Origin of the sequence: Pseudomonas sp. NPDC098747, assembly GCF_044760045.1 — a bacterium.
Taxonomy (GTDB): domain Bacteria; phylum Pseudomonadota; class Gammaproteobacteria; order Pseudomonadales; family Pseudomonadaceae; genus Aquipseudomonas.
On the sequence record NZ_JBIWAL010000040.1, the window covers coordinates 1 to 21,378 of the forward strand.

Sequence of the window (21,378 nt, forward strand, 5' to 3'; positions counted from 1 at the left end):
GCCATGCGCGAACAGGATTACGCAGTTAATAACAGCGTGCAGGCTGAGCAGCTAGAGGTTAGCCGCGTCCTGCGCAACACTTATGGTCTACTCGCTCTCACCCTCGCATTCAGCGGCGTGATGGCGTTCGTGGCCCAGCAGATGCGTGTTGGCTACCCGAACATTTTCGTGGTGCTGATTGGCTTCTACGGGCTTTTCTTCCTCACCAACAAACTCCGTGATTCCGCGTGGGGCCTGGTGTCCGCCTTTGCGTTGACCGGTTTCATGGGTTTCCTGCTCGGCCCGATCCTCAATCGTTACCTGGGCATGCAGGGCGGCGCTGAAGTGGTCAGCTCCGCGTTCGCGATGACGGCACTGGTGTTCGGTGGTCTGTCGGCTTACGTGCTGATCAGCCGCAAGGACATGAGCTTCCTCGGTGGTTTCATCACCGCCGGTTTCTTCGTCCTGCTGGGTGCCACACTGGCGAGCTTCTTCTTCCAGGTCAGCGGCTTGCAACTGGCGATCAGCGCAGGTTTCGTACTGTTCTCGTCGGTCTGCATCCTGTACCAGACCAGCGCCATCATTCACGGCGGCGAGCGTAACTACATCATGGCGACCATCAGCCTGTATGTATCGATCTACAACCTGTTCATCAGCTTGTTGCAGATCCTCGGCATCATGAGCCGCGACGACTGATCGCAGCCCATGAAATAACAAAAAACCCGCTTAGGCGGGTTTTTTGTTGCCTGCAGAAAAGGTGATCAATTGATCACGATGCTGCCATCGGCATGTTGCTTATAGATTGTGTAAGGCAACAGCAGTGTGTCCAGAACCCCTGACAATGCGGCATCCACCAGCACGCCGGGCGTAGCGTTGTTGTAGTTGAACGCATCGACATCATCTGGCCGCTCTGCGTGCAGCAGGCAGAAATCATAGGTCACACCGCTGTAAATCCGCGGAACGGCTCCGCAGTGGGATTTATTTTCTTTCAGATAGTCCGCCGCAACCTGATCACTGCGCACCACGGTCTGCACCGTCCCGCAACCGGCGAGCATCAGCGTCGCCAGCATCATTGCCTGAATTTTCATACCGCCAATCCTTAGCTGGAAGAATCCTCAATCTACGCCGAAAGCAGGCAAAAAGCATCTATGCCATCGGCGGCAGCCGGCGCTTGACTGGCGTCTTCTTGACGATCGCAGTATTGGTTTCGGCGAGCGTATTCAGCCGGTCGAGCAGGGTGTCCAATTGCTCCATCGAGCGGACGTGCAGGCGGGCGATAAAGCAGTCCTCGCCAGTGACCTTGTCGCACTCGGTAAATTCAGGAATCGACTGAATTTGCCGCTCCACTTCTTGGAGCTGACCCGGCAGCGGTCGCACCCGGACGATGGCCTGCAATTGATAGCCGAAGCACTTTGGGTCGATTTCGACGGTGTAGCCCTTGAGCACGCCGCGTTCTTCCAGTCGACGCAAACGCTCGGAGACACTGGGCGACGACAGACCGCTGATCTGCGCCAGGGCTTTTAACGAGCGCCGCGAATCCTCCATCAACGCACTGATGAGGATCTGGTCGATGTCATCGGTCATGGTCAATCTCCAGCATTAGGCAATTAACAAAAACTACCCTCGATAAAAAAGGCAGAAACCGAGTTTAGCCTGCTTTTTACGCTGGAGTGGCCTTGCGTCGGCTTGGCATACTTTTGCCACGCTTTCGCCAAACGCTGAGGAGATTGATGATGGACAACCCGATCCGTCGCGGCTCATTTGAAATGACCGCGGCAATGCTGATATCCGGGACGATCGGCTGGTTCGTGCTGGTTTCCGGCCAACCAGTGCTGGACGTGGTGTTCTGGCGCTGTGTGTTCGGGGCCGGCACGTTGCTGCTGATCTGCGCGGCATTCGGCTTTTTGCGCCCCGGCATACTGACGCGCACTACCTTCTTGCTGGCTGTACTCAGCGGGGTGGCAATTGTCGGCAACTGGGTGCTGTTGTTCGCGTCTTATTCCCGTGCGTCGATAGCCATCGGCACGGCGGTGTACAACGTGCAGCCGTTCATGTTGGTCGGCTTGGCGGCGCTGTTCCTTGGCGAAAAAATCACCGTGCAGAAACTGTTTTGGCTGGCGATTTCTTTTATGGGCATGCTGGCGATTGTCAGTGCCCATGGCCAGCAAGGCGAGGGCGGTAGTGAGTATTTGCTTGGGATTGCCCTGGCATTGGGCGCGGCGTTTCTCTATGCGATTGCCGCGTTGATCATCAAGCGCCTGACGGGCACGCCACCGCACTTGATCGCGCTGATCCAGGTCTGCGCGGGTGTGCTGTTGCTCGCGCCGTTTGCGCATTTTTCAGCGCTGCCGCAAGCGCCGAGTGCATGGGCCAGTCTGGTGACGCTGGGCATCGTTCACACCGGCCTGATGTATGTGCTGCTGTACGGCGCGATCCAGAAGTTGCCGACAGCGTTGACGGGCGCGCTGTCGTTTATCTACCCGATTGCCGCGATCTTCGTCGACTGGCTGGCCTTCGGTCATCGTCTGGAAGTCCTGCAATGGGTGGGCGTGGCGGCGATTCTGCTGGCCGCCGCCGGCATGCAACAGGGATGGGGTTTCAAGGCTCGGCGACTGGCCGCGCAATAAGCCTCAGATGTTCCAGTGCGGCGCGGTTTTCGCCAGGCGCTGGCGCATTTCGCCGATGTTCGCCGCGAGTTGCCGGGTGAGCAGTCGATAGCCATCCAGTGCGCTATAAACCGGCGCATCGAGGCTGGTGTCCGGTAACTCCGATGGTCGATCCAGGCGCTGCGCAGCGCCGGATTTCAGGGCCCGCGCCATGCCGATCAGTTGCACGCGAATCTGCCGGTGCTCGGCCTTCAACGCGGATTGCAGGTGCGCCATGGCGTCGGGGTCGTTGGCATCGGGGCGTGTGTTGCCGAGGATCTCCAGGGTGCTAATGCACATGCGCAGGTTGCGCTGGATGGCATCGAGTTCGGTCATGGAAATCTTCACTTCCTTGGACACTGACGGCATCAGCGAACGCAGCTGCACCATCACCGCGCCCAGGCGGCCCATCAGTTTCAAATGTTCGTCGGCACTGACCGGTTGCCCGCTGATGATGCGTCCATATACCGTGGCGCAGTCGCGCAAGGCATCGGCCAGGTTGTAGCGCCACGAGTACACCGCGTACAGCGGCAGCGCGAAGGAAAACGCCAGCGCCAGGGCAATGCCGATCAGGATGTCGACCCCGCGCCACAAACCATCAGTGATCGGGTTGTCGCCGTGTCCGGCGACGATAAATACGGTGATCGCCGAGAGCAGGGCGGTGTAGCCGCCCTTGCCGATGGCGTGATAGGAGAAGAAACCGCACACCACGGCCATGGCAAAGTAGGTCAGCCACGGCATGCCGAGCCATGCCTCCTGCGCCACCAGCAACAAACCGACGCCGGCACCAATCAAGGTGCCGGTGGCGCGTTCGGCGGCTTTTTTGCCGATGTTGCCGTGGTGCTGCAAACCGCCGATGACCACCAGCATTGTCACCGACGCCCATTCTCCGTGGGGCAAGTTGATGCCGGTAGTCAGCAATATAGTAGCCAGCAACCCCAATGCCACCCGCACCGCATGGATCAGTCGGGCGTGACGGTAGCGCCGGTACGGGTCCAGCAGCGGACGCAGTATTCGGCGCAACAGCGGTGGCAGTCGGTGGTTGCTGAATGTACTCAGTGCAAGGCCCTCGTCAGAAGATGTAGTCGGTGGTCAGGAAGCTCGAATCGCGTCCGCGAATGATCTCGCTGATCAGATCCTTGTTGCTGTCCTGGAACTTGGTGGCCACCAGCGTGCGGATCGAAAACACCCGTAGCGCATCGTGTACCGACAACGTGCCTTCGGCGGAGTTCTTGCGGCCATTGAACGGATAAGTGTCCGGGCCGCGCTGGCACTGGGCGTTGAGGTTGATCCGGCCGACCTGATTGGCGAACGTGTCGACCAGCCGGCCGACGGCCACCGGGTTGGTGCCGAAGATGCTCAACTGCTGGCCGAAGTCCGATTCCAGCACGTAATCGATCACTGTATCGAGGTGACGGTACGGGACGATCGGCACCACCGGGCCAAACTGTTCTTCCTGATACACGCGCATCTGCGGGTTTACCGGGTACAGCACCGCCGGGTAGAAGAACGACTCACGCGACTCACCACCATTGGGGTTGACCACTTCGGCACCCTTGCTGCGCGCATCCGCCACCAACCCATGCAGGTAATCGACCTTGCCCGACTCCGGCAGCGGTGTCAGCGACACCCCGCTGTCCCACGGCATGCCCGGTTTCAGCGTGGCCAGTTTGGCGTTGAATTTCTCGATGAAGCTGTCGACCACATCCTCATGGACGAACAGTATTTTCAGCGCGGTGCAGCGCTGGCCGTTGAATGACAGGGAACCGGTGACTGCTTCGCTGACGGCGTTGTCCAGATCGACTTCCGGCAGAACGATGCCGGGGTTCTTCGCATCCAGCCCCAGCGCTGCACGCAAACGGTGTGGTTTTGGGTGCAACTTCTTCAAGTCACTGGCGGCTTTGTTGGTGCCGATGAAAGCGAAGATGTCGATCTTGCCGCTGGCCATTAGCGCGCTGACGGTTTCGCGGCCACTGCCGTAGATGACGTTGATCACGCCGGTCGGGAAGCTGTCGCGGAACGCTTCGAGCAATGGGCGAATCAGCAGCACGCCGAGCTTGGCCGGTTTGAATACCACGGTGTTGCCCATGATCAGCGCCGGAATCAGCGTGGTGAAGGTCTCGTTCAGCGGATAGTTGTAAGGGCCCATACACAGCGCCACGCCGAGTGGCACGCGGCGAATTTGCCCGAGCGTGTCCTGTTCCAGTTCGAAACGGCTGGAGCGACGGTCGAGTTCTTTCAGTGCATTGATGGTGTCGACGATGTAGTCGCAGGTGCGATCGAATTCTTTTTCCGAGTCCTTGAGGTTCTTGCCGATTTCCCACATCAGCAGCTTGACCACCGCGTCACGCTGCTGGCGCATGCGCCCGAGGAAAGCTTCAACATGCTGGATGCGTTCGGCCACACGCATGGTCGGCCACAGGCCCTGGCCACGGTCGTAGGCGCGGACGGCGGCGTCCAGCGCGGTGAGGGCGGTGTCAGCGTCGAGCAGCGGCGTGCTGCCGAGGATCACTTGTTCGTCGCCATTGTCGCCACGCAAGTAGACCGGGCTGCGCACAGTGGCCAGCGGGCCGTCCCAGCGGCGCAACTCACCGTCGACCAGGTATTCGCGTTGCTCGACCTGACCGTCGAGGCGGTATTTTTCCGGGATGTCGCTGACAGAAGGGAACAGGTTGCCAAGGATGTTTGCTGTGGTCATGTCGCTACCCCGTGTTGATGTCCGCGTGCAGATCAAAAAGTCTGTACAGGTTATACGCCTGAACGCAGCGAAATTTAAACCCGCAAATATCGGGCAAAGGGCCGAAACAGAGAGGGCGGTGACAACACATAACCCTGTGGGAGCTGGCTTGCCAGCGATGAGGCCGGTACTTTCACTGTTTTTTTGCCAGTGACTCCGCTATCGCTGGCAAGCCAGCTCCCACAGTGGTTTGTGGTGCTTGTTGAGCTATCAGCAACTTCTGTAATGAAGCTTTTATGACAAAAGTTCGGTAGCACTCTGCCTGTCCGGTCATGCCTATGTAACGCGCTTGAGGGGGCCTTCGGGTCGTTTTTCACAAGCCGAGGCGGGACGCCGGGAGTGAGGCAGTGGGGACTATGGAACGCTACTCGAAAGTGGGCATGCAGGAACTCGATCAACGCCTGTCGAAGATCGTCGAAGCCGCGCGCAAGAAACCGGTTTCGGTGTATCGCTACGGCGCGCCGTGGGTCTGGATCGTCTCGCAGGATGACTGGCAGGGCGCCTTGAAAGAGGTTTCCAGCTACATCCCGCCGGGCCATTCGCTGGTCTTGCTGCGCCCACAGATCGACGACTTGCTCGACGCCCATCGCGACCTCCTGCACGTCCTCAATGCCGAGCCCGGCATGCTGATCCCCGCGCAAACGGTCATGCACATCCTGCTCCTGCAACTGCTGTATTCGGTGCCCAGCGAGCAGCAGCTCTATGAACAGCTCAGTTACAACCTGCTGTTCCGCTGGTTTGTCGGCCTGGGCCTGAACCAGAAAGTCTGGAGTTTCAACGTCCTAAGTCGCGACATCGCCACGCTGCTCAATAACCCGCGTGCGGTGCAACTCATCCAGAAAATCATCGGCGAAGTGTTCTGCGGTGCCTTGCTGCAAATGCCCGAGTTCTCCTTGAACTTCGCGCTGCTGCACACCTGGCTCGGCAAACACGCCTGCGCCTCGATAGCCAATAACTGATGCACAGGGCGTTTGAACGCCGACAGCTCAACGCGAATTTCAGGGGGTAGTGTGGGACAGATTTTCAAGTCACGGCTGGCGCTGTGGGGCTGGCTGCTGGTGACGGCGGGCGTGCAGCCGGCGCTGGCCGAAGAGGCTGCCGAAAGTGCAGCGGCGCAGCGTCTGGTCGACGTCAACGAATACTTCGTGCGCGGCAATACCGTGCTCGATGCGCGAGCGATTGAAGAAGCGGTGTACCCGTTTCTCGGCCCGCAAAAAGCCCTGACCGACATCGAAGGCGCGCGGGATGCGTTGCAGAAGGCCTATCAGCAACGCGGCTATCAATCGGTGTTCGTCGAGTTGCCGGAACAGGCGGTGGCGGACGGCATCGTCTATCTGCAAGTCAGTGAAACCAAGGTCGGCCGCGTGCGTGTGGTGGGTGCCAAACACTATTCGCCGCTGGACATCCGAGACGATGTCCCGGCGCTGAAGGAAGGTGAGGTACCGGACTTCGCCAAGGTCCAGGGCGAGCTGGCTCAGCTCAACAAGACTCCAGGCCGTCAGGTCATGCCGCTGGTGCGTGAAGGTCAGCGCCCCGGCACCATGGACGTTGATTTGCAGGTTGAAGACCAGAACCCGTGGACCGCCAGCGTGGGTCTGAACAACGACTACAGCGCTGACACTGAAAAACTGCGCACCGTCACCAGCCTCGGTTACAACAACCTTTGGCAGCTCGGTCACAGCGTCAACCTGACGTTCTTCACTGCACCGCAAGAGACCGATAACGCCAAGGTCTGGTCCGGTTCCTACACCGCTCCACTCACGGATCGCTGGAGCGTGCAGTTCTCCGGTTACCAGTCCGACAGCAACGTCGCCACCATCGGCGGCAGCAACGTGCTCGGCAAGGGCCACTCCTATGGCGTTGCGGCGGTTTACACGCTGCCGTCCAGCGGCAATTGGTCGAACTCGCTGTCGGCCGGCATCGACTTCAAGGACTTCGACGAGCGCCTGACCCTGTCCGGCGAAAGCGACAAGGTGCCGCTGCAATACGCGCCATTCACCTTCGCCTACAACGGCTATCGCTACACCGAAAAGAGCCAGCTCGGCCTCGGCCTGAGTCTGGTCGCGGCCACGCGCAGCGTCTTCGGCTACGGCAGCGACGACGAAGATTTCGACTACAAACGCTACCGCGCCAAGCCGAGTTTCGCCGTGCTCAAGGGCGACACCAATTACACCTGGACCTTTGACAGCGACTGGCAGAGCGCGAGCAAAGCCGCGTTTCAACTTGCCTCGGGGCCACTGATTTCCAACGAACAATTCTCTGCCGGCGGCGCGACATCAGTGCGTGGCTATCTGGCCGCTGAACGCACCGCCGATGACGGCTACCTGCTGAGCCAGGAACTGCGCACCCCTTCGCTGGCCAAGTTCGCCGGCACGTGGATGCAGGACTGGCGTTTCTACGCCTTCGCCGAAGGCGCGCAACTGTACCTGCGCGACGAACTGCCGGATCAGGACGCCAATTACGCCTTGGCCAGCGTCGGCCTCGGCACCCGCGCCAGCCTGAGCAAATGGCTGTCCGGCAGCCTCGACTGGGGCTACCCGCTACTCGAAGGGCCGAACACCTCGAAACAGGAATCGCGCCTGCACTTCAACCTTCAAGCCACTTTCTGACAAGGAGCACGTTCATGCAGCGCCTCTTCCTTTCGTTGTTGATCTGCCTGGGCTTCGTGCTCCCGGCCACGGCTCAGGCCTGGTGGCAGGACGACTGGCATTACCGCAAACAGGTCAGCGTCGACACCACGCCGCAAGGCGCAGCGATCAATCAGGCCCTGGGCCGCACCGCGTTGCTGGTGCGCCTGCACACCGGGAACTTCACCTTCGACGGGGTGAAAGAGGATGGTTCGGACCTGCGCTTTGTCGCGGCCGATGACAAGACCGTGCTCAACCATCAGATCGAAAGCTTCGATGCGCTGATGGGCATGGCGCTGATCTGGGTCGATGTGCCGAATGTCGAGGGTGGTCAGCGTCAGGACATCTGGATGTACTACGGCAACCAGAAAGCCCCGGCCACTGGCAACGGCCAACTGACGTTCGACCCCAATTACACCGCGCTCTATCACTTCGACGGCGCCACCGGCACCCCGGCCAAAGACACCACTGCCTACGGCAACACCGCGCAGAGCGCGACCGGTGCGGCGATTGACGGCGTAGTGGGGCGAGCGTTGCAGTTCAGCGGCCAACCGTTGCTGCTGCCGGCCAGCCCTTCGTTGCAGCACAACACTGGCAGCGCGTTCACCTTCAGTGCCTGGCTGCGACTGGACCAGGCCATTGGCGAGCAACTGATTCTGGCCCGCCGTGAGGGCGCCAACAGCCTGCTGATTGGCGTCAACCAAGGTGTGCCGTTTGTGGAAATCGACGGCCAGCGTGCAATCGCCACTCAGCCGCTGAATCCGGGCCAATGGCAACACGTTGCACTCACCGCTGAAGGCGCCAAGGTCACGCTGTTCATCAACGGTCGCGAAGGGGCGACGTTGGCGTTGGCGATGCCGGCGTTCAACTCGGTCATGGCCATTGGCGCGGATCTGCAAGAAGGTTCTTTCCAACCGTTCGTGGGCGCTATCGACGAACTGCGCCTGTCGAAAGTCTCGCGCCCGGCGCCGCTGTTGTTGGCCGACGCCACGTCGCAAGGTGCCGAGTCGAAACTGGTGGCTTACGGCGTCGATGAAGAGCAGTCCGGCTACGGTTTCGGCAGCCTCGGCTTCTTGCTCAACGCGGTGCCAATCGATGCCTGGGTGATCATCGCCGTGCTGGTGCTGATGATGTTCCAGTCGTGGGTCATCATGCTGCGCAAGAACCGCACCCTGGGCCGTGTCAGCAAGGCCAACGAAGCGTTCCGCGAACAGTTCGCCAAGGTCGGCACGCGCCTGGAGATGTTCGCCGACGACACCCAACTCGCCCAGCGCTTGCAGCATTCGTCGTTGTGGCGCCTGTACCTGGTGGCGGTGAAAGAGATCCGCACCCGCCGCGAGCAGGGTGCCGATACCTCATCGGTTTCCGCCGCGACCATCGAAGCCATTCGCTGTTCGATGGACGGCGTGCGCACCCGCGAAAACCAGGCGCTCAGCTCAAAACTCTCGACCCTGTCCAACGCCATTGCCGGCGGCCCGTACATCGGCCTGCTCGGCACCGTGTTGGGGATCATGGTGGTGTTTCTCGGCACCGCGATGGCCGGCGACGTCAACATCAACGCCATCGCACCGGGCATGGCTGCGGCTTTGCTTGCCACCGCGATGGGCCTGTTCGTCGCGATCCCGGCGCTGTTTGGCTACAACCGCCTGATCACCCGCAACAAGGAAGTCAGCGCCGACATGCGCGTGTTCGTCGACGAGTTCATCACCCGTCTGGCGGAGATGCACGGCGAGAGCCAGTCCCGTGAAGCGGCGCATCAGCGCGGCCATCACGCCAACACTTCCGTACCGGCCTGAGGAGCACTGACATGGCGTCCGTAAATGCCTCCCACGACGATGATGAAGATGCTGCGGTGGACAGCATCAATATCACTCCGCTGGTCGATGTGCTGATGGTGGTGCTGGTGATGTTCATCCTCACCGCCACCGCGCAGGTCTCCGGTATCCAGATCAACTTGCCCAAGGCCAGCGCGTCGGTGTCGCTGTCAGAGGCCAAGACCAAGGCGATTTCGGTCAACGACGGCGGCCAGGTGTTCCTCGATGCCTACCCGGTGACCTTGGCCGAGCTGGAAGAACGCCTGCGCATCGAGAAAGCGCAGAACCCGGACTTTCCGGTGATCGTGCGCGGCGACGCGACGGTGCAGTACCAGAAGGTCATCGAAGTGCTGGATCTGTTGCGCCGGCTCGAACTGTCCCAGGTCGGTCTCGTGACCGGCAAACCGAGTCAGGGCTGAGACATGACCGCACAACTGCCCATCGAGCCGCTGCCCGTGAAAAAGTCGCCGCTGCGTTTTGTGAAGTGGGGCGCTGGGCTGCTGCTTGGCGCCATCGCCGCGTATCTGCTGTGGCAGTGGGCCAACGACATGAGTGGTGTCCGCCGCGAAGCGCCGAAGGTACCGACGATCATTCCGTTGCCGCCACCACCGCCACCGCCGCCGGAGAAACCGCCAGAGCCGGAAACTCCGGTGGAAGAAAAAGTCGTCGAGCCCGAGCCAACGCCTGAGCCAGAAGAGGTCAAGCCTGAAGAAGAGGCGCCGCCTTCACCGGCGGACGACCTGGCCAACCCGATGCAGATGGACGGCGATGCGCAGTCCGGCAACGACGCCTTCAACATCGGCGCCGGCAAGGGTGGCGGCATGGCGGGCGCCGGTGGCGGACGGCTGGGCACCGGGACTTACAGCCAGTTTCTGGCGTTCACTTTTCAGAAGCTGCTGCGCGAGAACCCCGAGTTGCGCAACCTCGCGTTCACCTTGCAGGCCGATATCTGGCTGAGCAGCGTCGGTGAAATCACTCGGGTCGAGATGATCAAGTCCAGCGGCAATCCTGAAATAGACACCCAGGTTTTAGCGGCGCTGCGCAACGCGCCGCACTTAAGCGAACGGCCACCGGCCTCCATGACTTTGCCTGTGCGCCTGTCCCTGCAAGGGCGGCGTCCGGGTTAACCCCATTTTTAGAATTTTGCCAAAAGGAGTTGTGTGCAGATGATTTCCAACGTGAATCGATTGTCCCTGGCGGTCGGCATGGTCATTGCGACCCTGGTCGGTCAGGCCGTGGCAGCGCCTGCGCCCTCGGAAAACGCCACGATCAATCTGATCCGCTTGCTGGTCGAGCAGGGCATTCTGAAACAGGACAAGGCCGACGCGCTGATCGCTCAGGCGCAGAACGAAGCCGCCCAAGCCAAGCAGGCGGCGACCTCAACAGCGGTGGCGGCCGGGCCGGTTGCGGCACCGGGCGACGTGCGTGTGCAGTACGTGCCAGCGGCGGTGCGTGACCAGATTCGTGATCAGGTCAAAGCCGAAGTCATGGCCACCGCCAAACAGGAAAACTGGGCCGCGCCCAACACCTTCCCGGAATGGGCCTCGCGCATCAGCTTCGACGGCGACATCCGTCTGCGTGACGAATCGCGCTACTACTCGGGCAACAACAGCAATGAAATCGTCGACTTTGCCAAGCTCAACAACAACGGCCCGTACGACGTGAACCCCAACAGCAGCACCAGCCTGCCGCCGTTGCTCAATACCCGCGAGGACCGCGAAAACCAGTTCCGCATTCGCGCCCGTCTTGGCATGAAAGCGGTGATCTCGCCGGAATGGACCGCAGGCATCCGCATCGGCACCGGCTCGGATAACAACCCGGTGTCGACCACGCAAAGCCTCGGCGGCGGCTTCGCCAAAAAGGATATCTGGCTCGATCAGGGTTACCTGAACTGGAAGCCGTCGGATGAGTTGACCCTGACCGGTGGCCGCTTCGCCAACCCGTTCATGTCCACCGACATGCTCTATTCCAACGACCTCAACTTCGATGGCGTGGCGGCGATTTTTGACCACAAACTCAACCGCGATTGGGGCGTGTTCGGCACCGTCGGTGCGTTCCCGGTGGATTACACCAACGACACCACCAGCAGCAACGGTTTCGATAAAGAAGAAAGCGACAACAAATGGCTGTACGGCGCGCAGCTCGGCGCCAAGTGGGCGATCAACAGCAACAACCGTTTGAAGGGCGCGTTGGCTTACTACCGCTTCGACGATATTCAAGGCCAGCGTTCCAGCCCTTGCGAACCGTGGGCCGGTGAGCCCGGTTGCGACAGCGACGGCACCCGCGCGGCGTTCATGCAGAAAGGCAACAGCGTGTTCCTGCTGCGTGACATCACGCCGAACCCGCTCAACCCGACGACCACGGCGCAACCGCAGTTTGTCGGCCTTGCGTCCGAGTTCAACTTGCTCGACTTGAACGTGGTGTGGGACGCCGATTTGCCGGAAGACTTCAAGTTGCGCAGCCAGGGCAACTACATCCACAACCTCAGCTACGACGAAGGCGAAATGCGCAAGCGTTCGGCCGGGCAGATCGTCAACAACCTCGACAGCAACGGCGAGATCGAGAGCGGCGCCAACGCGTGGATGGTGCAGTTCTCCCTCGGCAACGCGCTGGACCTGAAGAAGCAGGGCGACTGGAACCTGTTCGCCGGCTACAAATACATCCAGCCGGATGCCTTGCCGGACGGCTTCAACGATTCGTCATTCCACCTCGGTGGCACCAACGCCAAGGGTTACTTCATCGGCGGCAACTACGGCCTGGCGAAGAACGTCTCTGCGACCGGTCGCTGGTTGAGCACCGAAGCGGTGTACGGCGCGCCGTTCGATATCGACGTCTTGCAGCTTGAGATCAACACGCGCTTCTAAGGCGCCGGGAGAGGGTTATGAGAACGCGGTTGTTTTTGCAAGGGGCAGCGCTGCTCGGGTTGGGCATGCTGATCGCCACAGGCGCCAGTGCCGAAGGCATGGAAGAACGCTTGCGCACGCAATTGCGCAGCACCACCCAGCAGCTTCAGGCCCTGCAAAGTCAGCAGGCCCAGGCCAGCGCCGCGCAACTGGCGGCGCAGAGCGAAGTGAAGGCAGCGCAAGCGCAAATCAAGCAACTGAGCGCCGAACTGGCCAAGGCCAAAGGCGTCGCCGAGCAACTGGCCGGGCAACAGCAGAGCCTGCACAGGCAGGCCCAGGCGCAAGTCGCGGCCAGCACGGAGCAGACCGGCAAGTTCAAAAAAGCCTATGACGAGTTGCTGGTCATGGCCCGAGCCAAAGAAGCGGAGCGGTCGAAGCTTCAGGCGCAATTGACTGAACGTGACACACAAGTGCAGCAATGTTCAGTCAAGAATCAGCAGATGTATGGCGTCGCCAAACAGATCCTCACGGCCTACGAAAACATCGATGTGGCCGAGGTGATGAAGATCCGTCAGCCCTTCGCGGGTAGCGCCCGGGTCAAGTTCGATGAACTGGCCCAAGGGTTTGGCGACGATCTCTACAAGACACAATTCGACGCGCCGCAAGCCGCGATCGCACACTGATAGACAAGGAAGAAGTAATGACTCAATTGATCAGCCACGTTTCCCCGCAATCCTTGACCGACGTCCTGCAAGCCGCCGGTTATCGCGTCAATCAGACTGAACAGAACGGCATCGTCCAGTTGCTCAGCGCCAGCCAGGGTATCGGCTATGCCGTGCGTTTCGGCAACCCGGCGGTGGAGCAGGGCAGCTACGTCGATTTCACGTTCAGCTGTGCGCTGCGCGTGCAGGGTGAGTTGCCGCAGGGTGTGGCCGAGCAGTGGAACGCAACCCGGCGCTTTGCGCGTTTGTCGGTGCAGGGCGAGTTTCTGGTGATGGAAATGGACGTGGTGCTGGCCGCTGGCGTCAGCAACGATCACCTGCGTGGCAACCTGGAATTGTGGGATCGTTTGTTGCAGGAGTTCATCGTTTATCTGCGTGATTTCACCCAGAACGGTGCAACGCCCCAGACCGCCAAAGTGGCCGTCGCCGAGCAAGAGGAAGTCGCGCTGTGAAAAAACCAGCCATGGTGATCGGCGCGGGAGCTGTAGCGCTATTAGTGGTGGCCGTGGCGCTGGTGGTGCGACCGGGCAGTGACCCGGTCGCCGCCCAGCAATCGTCGCCAGTGGTGGCGGTTGCTACGGGGCCGGCGGTGGCGCGGTTGGGCAGTCAGCAGGTCACCCCTGCGGAATTGCAGGCGTTGCTGGCGACCGTTCCAGCGGCGAGCCGTGAGCAACTGCGCGGCAATCGCGAAGCGCTGGAACGTTTGATTCGTGCACGTCTGGCCGAGAAAGCGGTGTTGGAACAGGCCGACGCACAGGGTTGGGCGCAGCGTCCGGACGTCGCGCAACAAACCCGTGCAGCGAGCGAGCAGATCGTCTTCCGCGATTATCTGCGCTCGGTCAGCGAGGTGCCGGCGGACTACCCGAGTGCAGCCGAACTGCAGAAGGCTTATGACGAAGGGAAGGCGAATTGGCAGACCCCGGCGTTGTATCGGGTCAGCCAGATTTTCCTGGGGGTGAACGATCCGCAGAACCTTGACGCGGTGCGCAAACAGGCAGCGGAACTGAGCAAAAAGGCGCAGGCGACGCCGGGAGATTTTGCTGCGCTGGCGACCCAGTTCTCGCAGGATCGCGTCACGGCTGAACGTGGTGGCGACACTGGTTTGCAACCGTTGCAGCAATTGGTGCCGCAAGTGCGTGATGCAGTGGCGCGGCTCAAGGTCGGCGCTGTCTCAGATCCCGTACAAAGTGCGGCCGGTTTTCATGTGATCAAACTCACCGAGCAACAACCGGCGCGCACCGCGACGCTGGATGAACTGCGCGATCAACTGACCCAGGCCTTGCGTGCCCAGCGTCAGGAGCAGATCGCCCAGGCGTATCTGGAGGGGATGCTCAATACCGCGACGCTGAGTATTGATGGTGCTGAACTGAACAGGGCCCTGGAAACAAATAAATAGACTCAAAGCTGCCGCAGAACCTGTGGGAGCGAGCTTGCTCGCGAAAGCGGTGTATCAGGTAACGCTGATATTGGATGTTCCGACGCCTTCGCGAGCAAGCTCGCTCCCACATGGGTTCAGTGGTGCATTCAAGACAAACAACAAAGATCGACAGGGAGTCATCGATGTCATTCACCGAACCCGCAGGACGACAGGGCAGCGCCGATTTTCGCTGGGCGCAGGACAACAGTGAACCCTGGCTGGCGCAAGCCGCGACCATCGACGCCGACGTCGCGCAATACTTTCTGGTTAGCGCCCGCTGCGGTTGCTTCATGCAGGCCGCGCGCAGCCTCAATGTGCGCTCGACCTTGCTGCGCAAACAGTTGGCGCAGCTTGAGCAGGCACTCCAGCACACTTTGTTCAGTTTCCAGGGCAGTGCGCTGAGCCTTACCCGTGAAGGCCAGCAGTTGCAGGCAAAACTGGTCGCCTTGGCCCGCGAATGCAAACTGCCGGTGGTCGAGCAGCCGCTGATTCGTCTGGCCGTCGCCGAGTCGATCCTGCATGACATCCTCGGTCGCGACTTGATCGCGTTGTTGCGCCGCAACGCCAGCGTGCGCCTGGATATCATCGCTCTCGACAGTGAATTGGCCCTGCGAGCGGTCAGCGCCGACGTCGTCCTCTGGCTGGCCCACGGTGACACGCCCACGCCCGGTCCGACCTTCGCCACCAATCCGCCGCAACGGCTGGCGAGCCTGGACTACCTGCCGCACATTGCCAAACGCTATTCACGCGTCACCGCACGCCCGGAAAGCCCCGACGACCTCGCCGATTTCATGCTGGTGCAATGGCAGCACGACCGCCAGATCGACAGCTTTCGACCATGGAACGAACTGGTGGAACAACGTCTGGCCGGCGTGGTGCAGATGCAGTCCTACGAACTGATGCTGGAGATGATCCGTTGCAGCGCGTGCATCGGCTTGCTACCCATGTACATGAGTCGCTATGACCGTGGACTGGTGGCGCTGCCGGGCTTGTTTGAGCAGCCGATGCAACTGCATGCGTGGCTGGCCGTGAATGCCGATTCGCAGCATGTCAGTGAAGTGCAAACCCTGATCGAACTCATCCACCACACCTTCAACGAACGCCAGGAGTGGTTTGAGACTTAATCCAAACCCCCAGTACCCCAATCCCCTGTGGGAGCGAGCTTGCTCGCGAATGCGTTCGATCAGTCGGCATGAATGCTTAATGACACACCGCCTTCGCGAGCAAGCTCGCTCCCACAGTTTTTGATCTCGCCAAATTGATAATGGGCGGTTTAGAGTGGCCGGCCACACATCGATCACGGACAGATCCGCCATGCCAGACCACGACCCCGCCATTCATCTCGAGCGCTTCAACGAATCCCACGTCGAGGGTGTCACCGCGCTGTACAACGACGCCGCCGTCGCCCGGCAGGTGTTGCAGATGCCGTATCAGTCCGCCGAGGTTTGGCGCCAACGGATACAAGCCGATAACGAGCGGGCAGTGAAATTGGTGGCGCTCCATCAGGGCGTAGTGGTCGGCCACTTGGGGCTGGAGCATTTTTCGCGGATTCGTCGCAGTCACGCCGGTAGTTTTGGCATGGGTGTCGCGACGGCTTGGCAGGGCAAAGGCGTGGGTTCGAAATTGTTGGCAGCGGCGCTGGATGTGGCCGACAACTGGATGAACCTGCACCGCGTCGAGCTTTCGGTGTACGCCGACAACGAGGCAGCCATCGGTCTCTACCGCAAGTTCGGTTTCGAGACCGAAGGCCTGTTCCGCGACTACGCCGTGCGCGATGGGCAGTGGGTGGACACCCTGAGCATGGCCCGTCTGCGCAATCGTCCCAAAACCTGAGTCAGTCGCCCAGCGCGAACGCCACCGCCGACTGCGCATGCAACTCGGTGGTGTCGAGCAGGGGCAGGGCGCTGTGTTCGGGTTTGATCAGCATGCCGATTTCCGTGCAGCCCAGAATGATTGCCTGAGCGCCACGCGCGGTGAGGGATTCAATCACCTGCTGGTAGACCTTGCGCGACGCCTCGCTGATCACGCCGACACACAGTTCGTCGTAGATTATCCGGTGCACGTCCTTGCGCTCAGCGTCGTCCGGCACCAACACCGTCAAGCCTTGGGCGATCAATCGCTGCTTGAGAAAATCCTGCTCCATGGTGAACGCCGTGCCCAGCAGCCCGACCGTAAGCGCCTCAATCTTTAAAGCCGCCTGCGCTGCCGGTTCGGCAATGTGCAGGAACGGAATGTTGATGGCTGCCTGAATCTGCTCGGCCACCTTGTGCATGGTGTTGGTACACAGCACCACACATTCGGCGCCGCCGGTTTCGAGCCTGCGCGCGGCGTCCACCAGAATCGCCGCCGCGTCATCCCAGCGTCCGGCGTGCTGGGCTTGCTCGACAGGGCCGAAGTCGACGCTGTACATCAGCATCTGCGCCGACCGCAACGGGCCGAGTCGATCGCGGACTTGTTGATTGATGAGGCGATAGTATTCAGCGCTGGACTCCCAGCTCATGCCGCCGATCAGGCCGATAGTGCGCATTCGATTCCCCCAAGGCTCGGGCCCTGGCGAAAGGCTGGGCCGGAACAGAGTGTCTATTTGTTCCCAGACGTGCGCCAGTGCAAAGTAACTGTACCGTTGATCCAGCCGCAAAGTGTCACGGTGCCTGCCTTCGAGGTTTAACGTACGCCGCTGCTTCGATCTGTCACTATCAGGTATCGCAGGCTCCCTCAGAGGAATGTACCCATGAACGACGTACAACAACTGGGCGAAATGCTTCGTCACTATGCCGAGAGTGAGGCGCACAAGAAGCAACTGTTCGAAACCCAGTCGCAGACGTGGGCAACGCGGATTACCGAATTGTTCGGGCAAATCCAGCAATGGCTTGAACCGGTGCAGGCACCAAATCTGCTGGAGGTCAGCCGTGAGGCCTATGTCGCGTTCGGGCCGAGCACGCCAGTCGAGACGTCGACCTTCAAGACTGAAAAACTGACCATCGTGATTGCCGGCAAACCGGTCGAGTTTGTGCCGGATGTGATGGGCAGCGCGGGGCAGATTTCGTTGGCGGTGATGGGTTTAACGGCGGCGCGTTACGGCAGTATTTCGCTGGTGGGGCTGCCGGGTGGGGAGTGGCAGTGGCGCAAGACCAACGGCTTGAAAGACCCGGATACGTTTGCGTTTGATGCGGATTTTCTGGCGTTGCAGTTGCAGAGCTTGATCCCTCGTGATCGCGGTTAAGATCAAAAGCTACCCCCTCACCCCAGCCCTTTCCCCCAAGGGGGCGAGGGGGAAAGGGAGCAGATCTTCGTTGTCGTCGAAATCTGCGTTCGGCGGGAGGGAGCAGATCTTCGTCGTCGCCGAAATCTGCGTTCGGTGATGAACACAGCAGATTTCCGTTGTTTTTGAAATTGCATTCACTTTCGATACTTCAGGTCGACGTAGCTCGTATAAACCACTCGGTCAGTCCCCTCTCCCTTTGGGAGAGGGCTAGGGTGAGGGCAGTCCACCTGACACCCCTCACATATCCAGGTTGACCCAACCCGGCTTCGCCACCTCCGGAGCCACCGCTTTCACGGTTTTGCCCGTCGCCAGCTCAACCCTTCGCGCCACCTCCGGGTCATCGGCAAACGGCACCATGCTGGCCTCATCCAGACTGTCCGCGGTCTCACGGCGCAAGCAGTACTCCACCGCCAGCCACAGAAACACCACGCCCAACCCATTCAAGAAAAATTCGAACATGACCGGCTCCCTGCCTCAGGCGATCTGCGCTTCACGGTGGGCCAGTGCCACGTCCGCAACCCGCACCGTACGCCAGACGTTGTAAGCCATCAGCAACATCCCGGTCAGGAAAAACACCCCGCCAGCAAAACGCACGATGAACCCCGGATGACTGGCCTGTAGTGCTTCGACGAACGAGTAGGTCAGCGTGCCATCCTCGTTGATTGCCCGCCACATCAGGCCCTGCGTGATGCCGTTGACCCACATCGAAGCGATGTACAACACGGTGCCGATGGTCGCCAGCCAGAAGTGCAGGTTGATCAGCGGCGTGCTGTACATCTGCTCGCGGCCGAACACTTTCGGCACCATGTGATACGTCGCGCCGAAGGTGATCATCGCCACCCAGCCGAGTGCGCCGGCGTGTACGTGGCCGATGGTCCAGTCGGTGTAATGGGAGAGGGCGTTGACCGTTTTGATTGCCATCATCGGCCCTTCAAACGTCGACATGCCGTAAAACGCCAGCGACAGCACCAGAAAGCGCAGGATCGGGTCGGTACGCAATTTATGCCAGGCACCGGACAAGGTCATCATGCCGTTGATCATCCCGCCCCAACTCGGCGCCAACAGGATCAGTGACATCGCCATGCCCAGCGACTGCGCCCAGTCCGGCAGTGCGGTGTAGTGCAAGTGGTGCGGGCCGGCCCAGATGTACAGGGTGATCAGCGCCCAGAAATGCACGATCGACAACCGGTACGAATACACCGGCCGATTGACCTGTTTCGGCACGAAGTAATACATCATCCCGAGGAAACCCGTGGTCAGGAAGAAACCCACCGCGTTGTGCCCGTACCACCACTGCACCATGGCATCGGTGGCGCCTGAATAGACTGGATAGGATTTGAACCAGTCCACCGGAATCGACAGGTGATTGACCACGTGCAACATGGCGATCACCAGAATGAACGCACCGAAGAACCAGTTGCCGACGTAGATGTGTTTGGTCTTGCGCTGCACCACAGTGGTGAAGAACACCACGGCGTAGGCGACCCAGACCACAGCCATCCACACGGCGCCGGAGAACTCGATCTCGGCGTATTCCTTGGTGGTGGTGTAGCCCAGCGGCAGGGTGATCAACATGATCACGATCACCGATTGCCAGCCCCAAAAAGTGAATGCGGCGAGCTTGTCCGAATACAGTCTCACCTGGCAGGTGCGCTGCACCGCGTAGTAGCTGGCAGCGAATTGCGCGCTACCGGCGAAACCGAAAATCACCAGGCTGGTGTGCAACGGTCGCAAGCGGCCGAAGGTGGTCCACGGCACGTCCAGATTCATCTGCGGCCAGACCAGTTGCGAGGCGATCCATACCCCCATCGCCATGCCCACGACACCCCAGAAAACAGTCGCGATGACGAATTGGCGGACGACCTTGTAGTTAGATGTCGCACGCCACCTGTTAGGTCCTTATTTTGCTGGGCTTCAGCTAGGTTGTTTAGTTGGCTGGGCCAATAGTGGGCCATTTTGCGAGGTTTAAAGCTTGTTCAGCTCCGCCCAATCCGAAGCGGAATTGATCCACTTGGCGTATGTCGAGAGCAGCATTTGTACACTGTGCCCGAGCTGATCCGCAATGAAGGCGACGTTCATATTTTTCATCAGGCACATCGTTGCGTACGTGTGTCGACTGTCGTACTGCCGACGCCGACGGATGCCCAAACGCTTCAGGGAAGGCAGGAAGTGCTTTTTCGTGGTTGCATCGGACTTGATAAACTCGCTTGGTCCTTCCGTTGGCGGAAATACAAACTCCGCACCTTCTTTTGCCAGCGAGCGCGCCTCCCTGATGGCGTTCAGCGCTCTAGGGTTCAGCAGGACATCACGAACGTTTTTCGTTTTGACTCGCTCGTACAGTCTGCCTTTCACGACACCCCTGCACACATGCGCTCGGCACTTCTCTTCGTTGACCTCCGACCATTTCAGTGCGCGCTGCTCACCTGGTCGCATGCCGGTGAAAAACGCGAACTCGAAATATGCCGCGTAAATTCGGGTTGGACCGGTCAACTGCTCGTACATATCCACAATGATGCGTTCAGCTTCCTCGCGCTCGAATGGATCGATCGGGCGCTTTAGCTGTTTGGTCCGAGGAATCGACACGCACGGATTTCGCGAAATATGCCCATCAAGAACAGCGGCCCCCATCAGGCTGGACAGCTTGTTCATGGCGTTTCGACGAACGCCGACAGGCCCAAAGTCAGTGGCAGACACCATTTTCCGGATATCGGCTGACGTGATGTTGTCGATGCGCTTGGCGGAGAAGGGCGGCATCCAAAACCGATTAAAGATACTTTTATAATCCGCTCGGGTGCCGTCTACGATATCCCGACTGTCGAGCCAGATTTGCGCGAACTCCCCGAACGTCGGTGTCCTTCTCTCTAGGGTGTAACTTGAATCGGGGAACAGCTCGGCATACAGATCATCTGTCAGGGCGCCGAGCCGAATCAGTTCCTTTACACGAGCACGGAGATTGCCGGCTGCTGCGATGCCTTTCGGCGTCGGCTGATAGGAGGTCGACTCGCTCCGACGCTGACCGTTCCAAGTAAAACGGACTCGCACGCTATTGCCCCTGGTCTCGACGCCATCAGGGAGGCCCACTGATTTTCTGCCCATTTGTTATATCGCTCCAAGCTGTACATGATTCGACCGCCAACTTTTTCCCAGACGTCTCGCGGGATTTCTCCAGATAGGCGCCTGTGCTCCAGCGCCTTTTGGGTTAAACCGGTGAGCTCGGCGAGCCGTCTTTCTAAAACCTTGTCGACGACTAGGGCGGCAGGGTCATCAACGGTTGGTTGCTTTGTTCTGGCCATGGAGACTCCTCGCCACACCGGTGATGGCTGGCTTTT

At 60.1% G+C, this 21,378-nt stretch carries 22 protein-coding genes; 14 read left to right on the top strand and 8 right to left on the bottom strand.

The features are described 5' to 3' along the window. Positions 1-3: 3 nt before the first annotated feature. Positions 4-675 (top strand): Bax inhibitor-1/YccA family protein, encoded by a 672-nt coding sequence (locus ACIQVE_RS21130; RefSeq protein ID WP_402811843.1) that lies wholly within the window; start codon positions 4-6, stop codon positions 673-675. 65 nt (positions 676-740) lie between these two features. On the opposite strand, the gene ACIQVE_RS21135 is transcribed toward ACIQVE_RS21130, so the two are convergent. Both ACIQVE_RS21135 and ACIQVE_RS21140 read right to left on the bottom strand, forming a co-directional pair. Continuing rightward, a complete protein-coding gene (locus ACIQVE_RS21135) occupies positions 741-1,067 on the bottom strand; it encodes a YceK/YidQ family lipoprotein (RefSeq protein ID WP_402811686.1) in 327 nt (108 codons plus the stop codon). Positions 1,068-1,125: 58 nt separating this feature from the next. Then, on the bottom strand, positions 1,126-1,563 hold the full coding sequence (locus ACIQVE_RS21140) for an Lrp/AsnC family transcriptional regulator (protein WP_402811689.1): 438 nt from the start codon (positions 1,561-1,563) through the stop codon (positions 1,126-1,128). 149 nt (positions 1,564-1,712) lie between these two features. On the opposite strand from ACIQVE_RS21140, the gene ACIQVE_RS21145 reads away from it, so the two are divergent. Beyond that, entirely contained in the window at positions 1,713-2,606 is an 894-nt protein-coding gene (locus ACIQVE_RS21145; RefSeq protein WP_402811692.1) for a DMT family transporter, read from the top strand. Positions 2,607-2,609: 3 nt separating this feature from the next. On the opposite strand, the gene ACIQVE_RS21150 is transcribed toward ACIQVE_RS21145, so the two are convergent. Together ACIQVE_RS21150 and ACIQVE_RS21155 are read right to left on the bottom strand one after the other, a co-directional pair. Next, positions 2,610-3,650 carry an FUSC family protein gene (locus ACIQVE_RS21150; protein ID WP_402811846.1) on the bottom strand — a complete coding sequence of 347 codons (1,041 nt, stop codon included), beginning with the start codon at positions 3,648-3,650 and terminating at the stop codon, positions 2,610-2,612. A 46-nt stretch (positions 3,651-3,696) separates the two neighbouring features. Next, on the bottom strand, positions 3,697-5,322 hold the full coding sequence (locus ACIQVE_RS21155) for an NADP-dependent glyceraldehyde-3-phosphate dehydrogenase (protein ID WP_402811695.1): 1,626 nt from the start codon (positions 5,320-5,322) through the stop codon (positions 3,697-3,699). A 386-nt stretch (positions 5,323-5,708) separates the two neighbouring features. On the opposite strand from ACIQVE_RS21155, the gene ACIQVE_RS21160 reads away from it, so the two are divergent. The 11 genes from ACIQVE_RS21160 to ACIQVE_RS21210 all read left to right on the top strand — a co-directional run bounded on the left by ACIQVE_RS21160 (position 5,709) and on the right by ACIQVE_RS21210 (position 16,617). Next, complete coding sequence (locus tag ACIQVE_RS21160; RefSeq protein ID WP_402811698.1) at positions 5,709-6,320, top strand: transposase; 612 nt, start codon at positions 5,709-5,711, stop codon at positions 6,318-6,320. Between the two features lie 51 nt (positions 6,321-6,371). Continuing rightward, a complete protein-coding gene (locus ACIQVE_RS21165) occupies positions 6,372-7,970 on the top strand; it encodes a ShlB/FhaC/HecB family hemolysin secretion/activation protein (protein ID WP_402811701.1) in 1,599 nt (532 codons plus the stop codon). A gap of 14 nt (positions 7,971-7,984) precedes the next feature. Beyond that, positions 7,985-9,784 carry a DUF2341 domain-containing protein gene (locus tag ACIQVE_RS21170; protein WP_402811704.1) on the top strand — a complete coding sequence of 600 codons (1,800 nt, stop codon included), beginning with the start codon at positions 7,985-7,987 and terminating at the stop codon, positions 9,782-9,784. A gap of 11 nt (positions 9,785-9,795) precedes the next feature. Beyond that, positions 9,796-10,221, top strand: a complete 426-nt coding sequence (locus tag ACIQVE_RS21175) for a biopolymer transporter ExbD (protein ID WP_115147927.1) — start codon at positions 9,796-9,798, stop codon at positions 10,219-10,221. A gap of 3 nt (positions 10,222-10,224) precedes the next feature. Next, on the top strand, positions 10,225-10,929 hold the full coding sequence (locus tag ACIQVE_RS21180) for an energy transducer TonB (RefSeq protein WP_402811707.1): 705 nt from the start codon (positions 10,225-10,227) through the stop codon (positions 10,927-10,929). Positions 10,930-10,968: 39 nt separating this feature from the next. Next, positions 10,969-12,666 carry a putative porin gene (locus ACIQVE_RS21185; RefSeq protein ID WP_402811710.1) on the top strand — a complete coding sequence of 566 codons (1,698 nt, stop codon included), beginning with the start codon at positions 10,969-10,971 and terminating at the stop codon, positions 12,664-12,666. A gap of 17 nt (positions 12,667-12,683) precedes the next feature. Continuing rightward, positions 12,684-13,328, top strand: a complete 645-nt coding sequence (locus ACIQVE_RS21190) for a DNA repair protein (protein ID WP_402811713.1) — start codon at positions 12,684-12,686, stop codon at positions 13,326-13,328. 17 nt (positions 13,329-13,345) lie between these two features. After that, a complete protein-coding gene (locus ACIQVE_RS21195) occupies positions 13,346-13,819 on the top strand; it encodes a YbjN domain-containing protein (protein WP_402811714.1) in 474 nt (157 codons plus the stop codon). Continuing rightward, positions 13,816-14,763: a peptidylprolyl isomerase gene (locus ACIQVE_RS21200; RefSeq protein ID WP_402811717.1), complete on the top strand. Its 948-nt coding sequence runs from the start codon at positions 13,816-13,818 to the stop codon at positions 14,761-14,763. Before ACIQVE_RS21195 ends, ACIQVE_RS21200 begins: the two co-directional genes overlap by 4 nt. Positions 14,764-14,927: 164 nt before the next feature. Further along, positions 14,928-15,908, top strand: coding sequence for a LysR substrate-binding domain-containing protein (locus ACIQVE_RS21205; protein ID WP_402811720.1), 981 nt, complete (start codon positions 14,928-14,930; stop codon positions 15,906-15,908). A 190-nt stretch (positions 15,909-16,098) separates the two neighbouring features. Beyond that, positions 16,099-16,617: a GNAT family N-acetyltransferase gene (locus ACIQVE_RS21210; RefSeq protein WP_402811722.1), complete on the top strand. Its 519-nt coding sequence runs from the start codon at positions 16,099-16,101 to the stop codon at positions 16,615-16,617. Position 16,618: 1 nt separating this feature from the next. On the opposite strand, the gene ACIQVE_RS21215 is transcribed toward ACIQVE_RS21210, so the two are convergent. Then, complete coding sequence (locus ACIQVE_RS21215) at positions 16,619-17,311, bottom strand: aspartate/glutamate racemase family protein (protein ID WP_402811725.1); 693 nt, start codon at positions 17,309-17,311, stop codon at positions 16,619-16,621. Between the two features lie 204 nt (positions 17,312-17,515). On the opposite strand from ACIQVE_RS21215, the gene ACIQVE_RS21220 reads away from it, so the two are divergent. Further along, positions 17,516-18,007, top strand: a complete 492-nt coding sequence (locus tag ACIQVE_RS21220; RefSeq protein WP_402811728.1) for a hypothetical protein — start codon at positions 17,516-17,518, stop codon at positions 18,005-18,007. A gap of 279 nt (positions 18,008-18,286) precedes the next feature. Here ACIQVE_RS21220 and ACIQVE_RS21225 read toward each other — a convergent pair whose 3' ends face one another. The 3 genes from ACIQVE_RS21225 to ACIQVE_RS21235 all read right to left on the bottom strand — a co-directional run bounded on the left by ACIQVE_RS21225 (position 18,287) and on the right by ACIQVE_RS21235 (position 21,145). Continuing rightward, positions 18,287-18,508, bottom strand: a complete 222-nt coding sequence (locus ACIQVE_RS21225; RefSeq protein ID WP_402811730.1) for a cbb3-type cytochrome c oxidase subunit 3 — start codon at positions 18,506-18,508, stop codon at positions 18,287-18,289. Positions 18,509-18,523: 15 nt separating this feature from the next. Next, the gene (gene ccoN / locus ACIQVE_RS21230; RefSeq protein ID WP_402811848.1) at positions 18,524-19,894 is read right to left on the bottom strand and encodes a cytochrome-c oxidase, cbb3-type subunit I; all 1,371 of its coding nucleotides are present in this window, start codon (positions 19,892-19,894) and stop codon (positions 18,524-18,526) included. Between the two features lie 120 nt (positions 19,895-20,014). After that, complete coding sequence (locus ACIQVE_RS21235; RefSeq protein ID WP_402811733.1) at positions 20,015-21,145, bottom strand: tyrosine-type recombinase/integrase; 1,131 nt, start codon at positions 21,143-21,145, stop codon at positions 20,015-20,017. Positions 21,146-21,378 lie beyond the last annotated feature (233 nt).

Bases quoted from the DNA above. Each gene is read 5' to 3' on its own strand.
- ACIQVE_RS21130 (WP_402811843.1), top strand. From the start codon at position 4: ATGCGCGAACAGGATTACGCAGTTAATAACAGCGTGCAGGCTGAGCAG.
- ACIQVE_RS21170 (WP_402811704.1), top strand. From the start codon at position 7,985: ATGCAGCGCCTCTTCCTTTCGTTGTTGATCTGCCTGGGCTTCGTGCTC.
- ACIQVE_RS21205 (WP_402811720.1), top strand. From the start codon at position 14,928: ATGTCATTCACCGAACCCGCAGGACGACAGGGCAGCGCCGATTTTCGC.
- ACIQVE_RS21185 (WP_402811710.1), top strand. From the start codon at position 10,969: ATGATTTCCAACGTGAATCGATTGTCCCTGGCGGTCGGCATGGTCATT.
- ACIQVE_RS21210 (WP_402811722.1), top strand. From the start codon at position 16,099: ATGCCAGACCACGACCCCGCCATTCATCTCGAGCGCTTCAACGAATCC.
- ACIQVE_RS21220 (WP_402811728.1), top strand. From the start codon at position 17,516: ATGAACGACGTACAACAACTGGGCGAAATGCTTCGTCACTATGCCGAG.
- ACIQVE_RS21145 (WP_402811692.1), top strand. From the start codon at position 1,713: ATGGACAACCCGATCCGTCGCGGCTCATTTGAAATGACCGCGGCAATG.
- ACIQVE_RS21215 (WP_402811725.1), bottom strand. From the start codon at position 17,311: ATGCGCACTATCGGCCTGATCGGCGGCATGAGCTGGGAGTCCAGCGCT.
- ACIQVE_RS21190 (WP_402811713.1), top strand. From the start codon at position 12,684: ATGAGAACGCGGTTGTTTTTGCAAGGGGCAGCGCTGCTCGGGTTGGGC.
- ACIQVE_RS21235 (WP_402811733.1), bottom strand. From the start codon at position 21,145: ATGGGCAGAAAATCAGTGGGCCTCCCTGATGGCGTCGAGACCAGGGGC.
- ACIQVE_RS21180 (WP_402811707.1), top strand. From the start codon at position 10,225: ATGACCGCACAACTGCCCATCGAGCCGCTGCCCGTGAAAAAGTCGCCG.
- ACIQVE_RS21225 (WP_402811730.1), bottom strand. From the start codon at position 18,508: ATGTTCGAATTTTTCTTGAATGGGTTGGGCGTGGTGTTTCTGTGGCTG.
- ACIQVE_RS21135 (WP_402811686.1), bottom strand. From the start codon at position 1,067: ATGAAAATTCAGGCAATGATGCTGGCGACGCTGATGCTCGCCGGTTGC.
- ACIQVE_RS21175 (WP_115147927.1), top strand. From the start codon at position 9,796: ATGGCGTCCGTAAATGCCTCCCACGACGATGATGAAGATGCTGCGGTG.
- ACIQVE_RS21140 (WP_402811689.1), bottom strand. From the start codon at position 1,563: ATGACCGATGACATCGACCAGATCCTCATCAGTGCGTTGATGGAGGAT.
- ACIQVE_RS21195 (WP_402811714.1), top strand. From the start codon at position 13,346: ATGACTCAATTGATCAGCCACGTTTCCCCGCAATCCTTGACCGACGTC.
- ACIQVE_RS21155 (WP_402811695.1), bottom strand. From the start codon at position 5,322: ATGACCACAGCAAACATCCTTGGCAACCTGTTCCCTTCTGTCAGCGAC.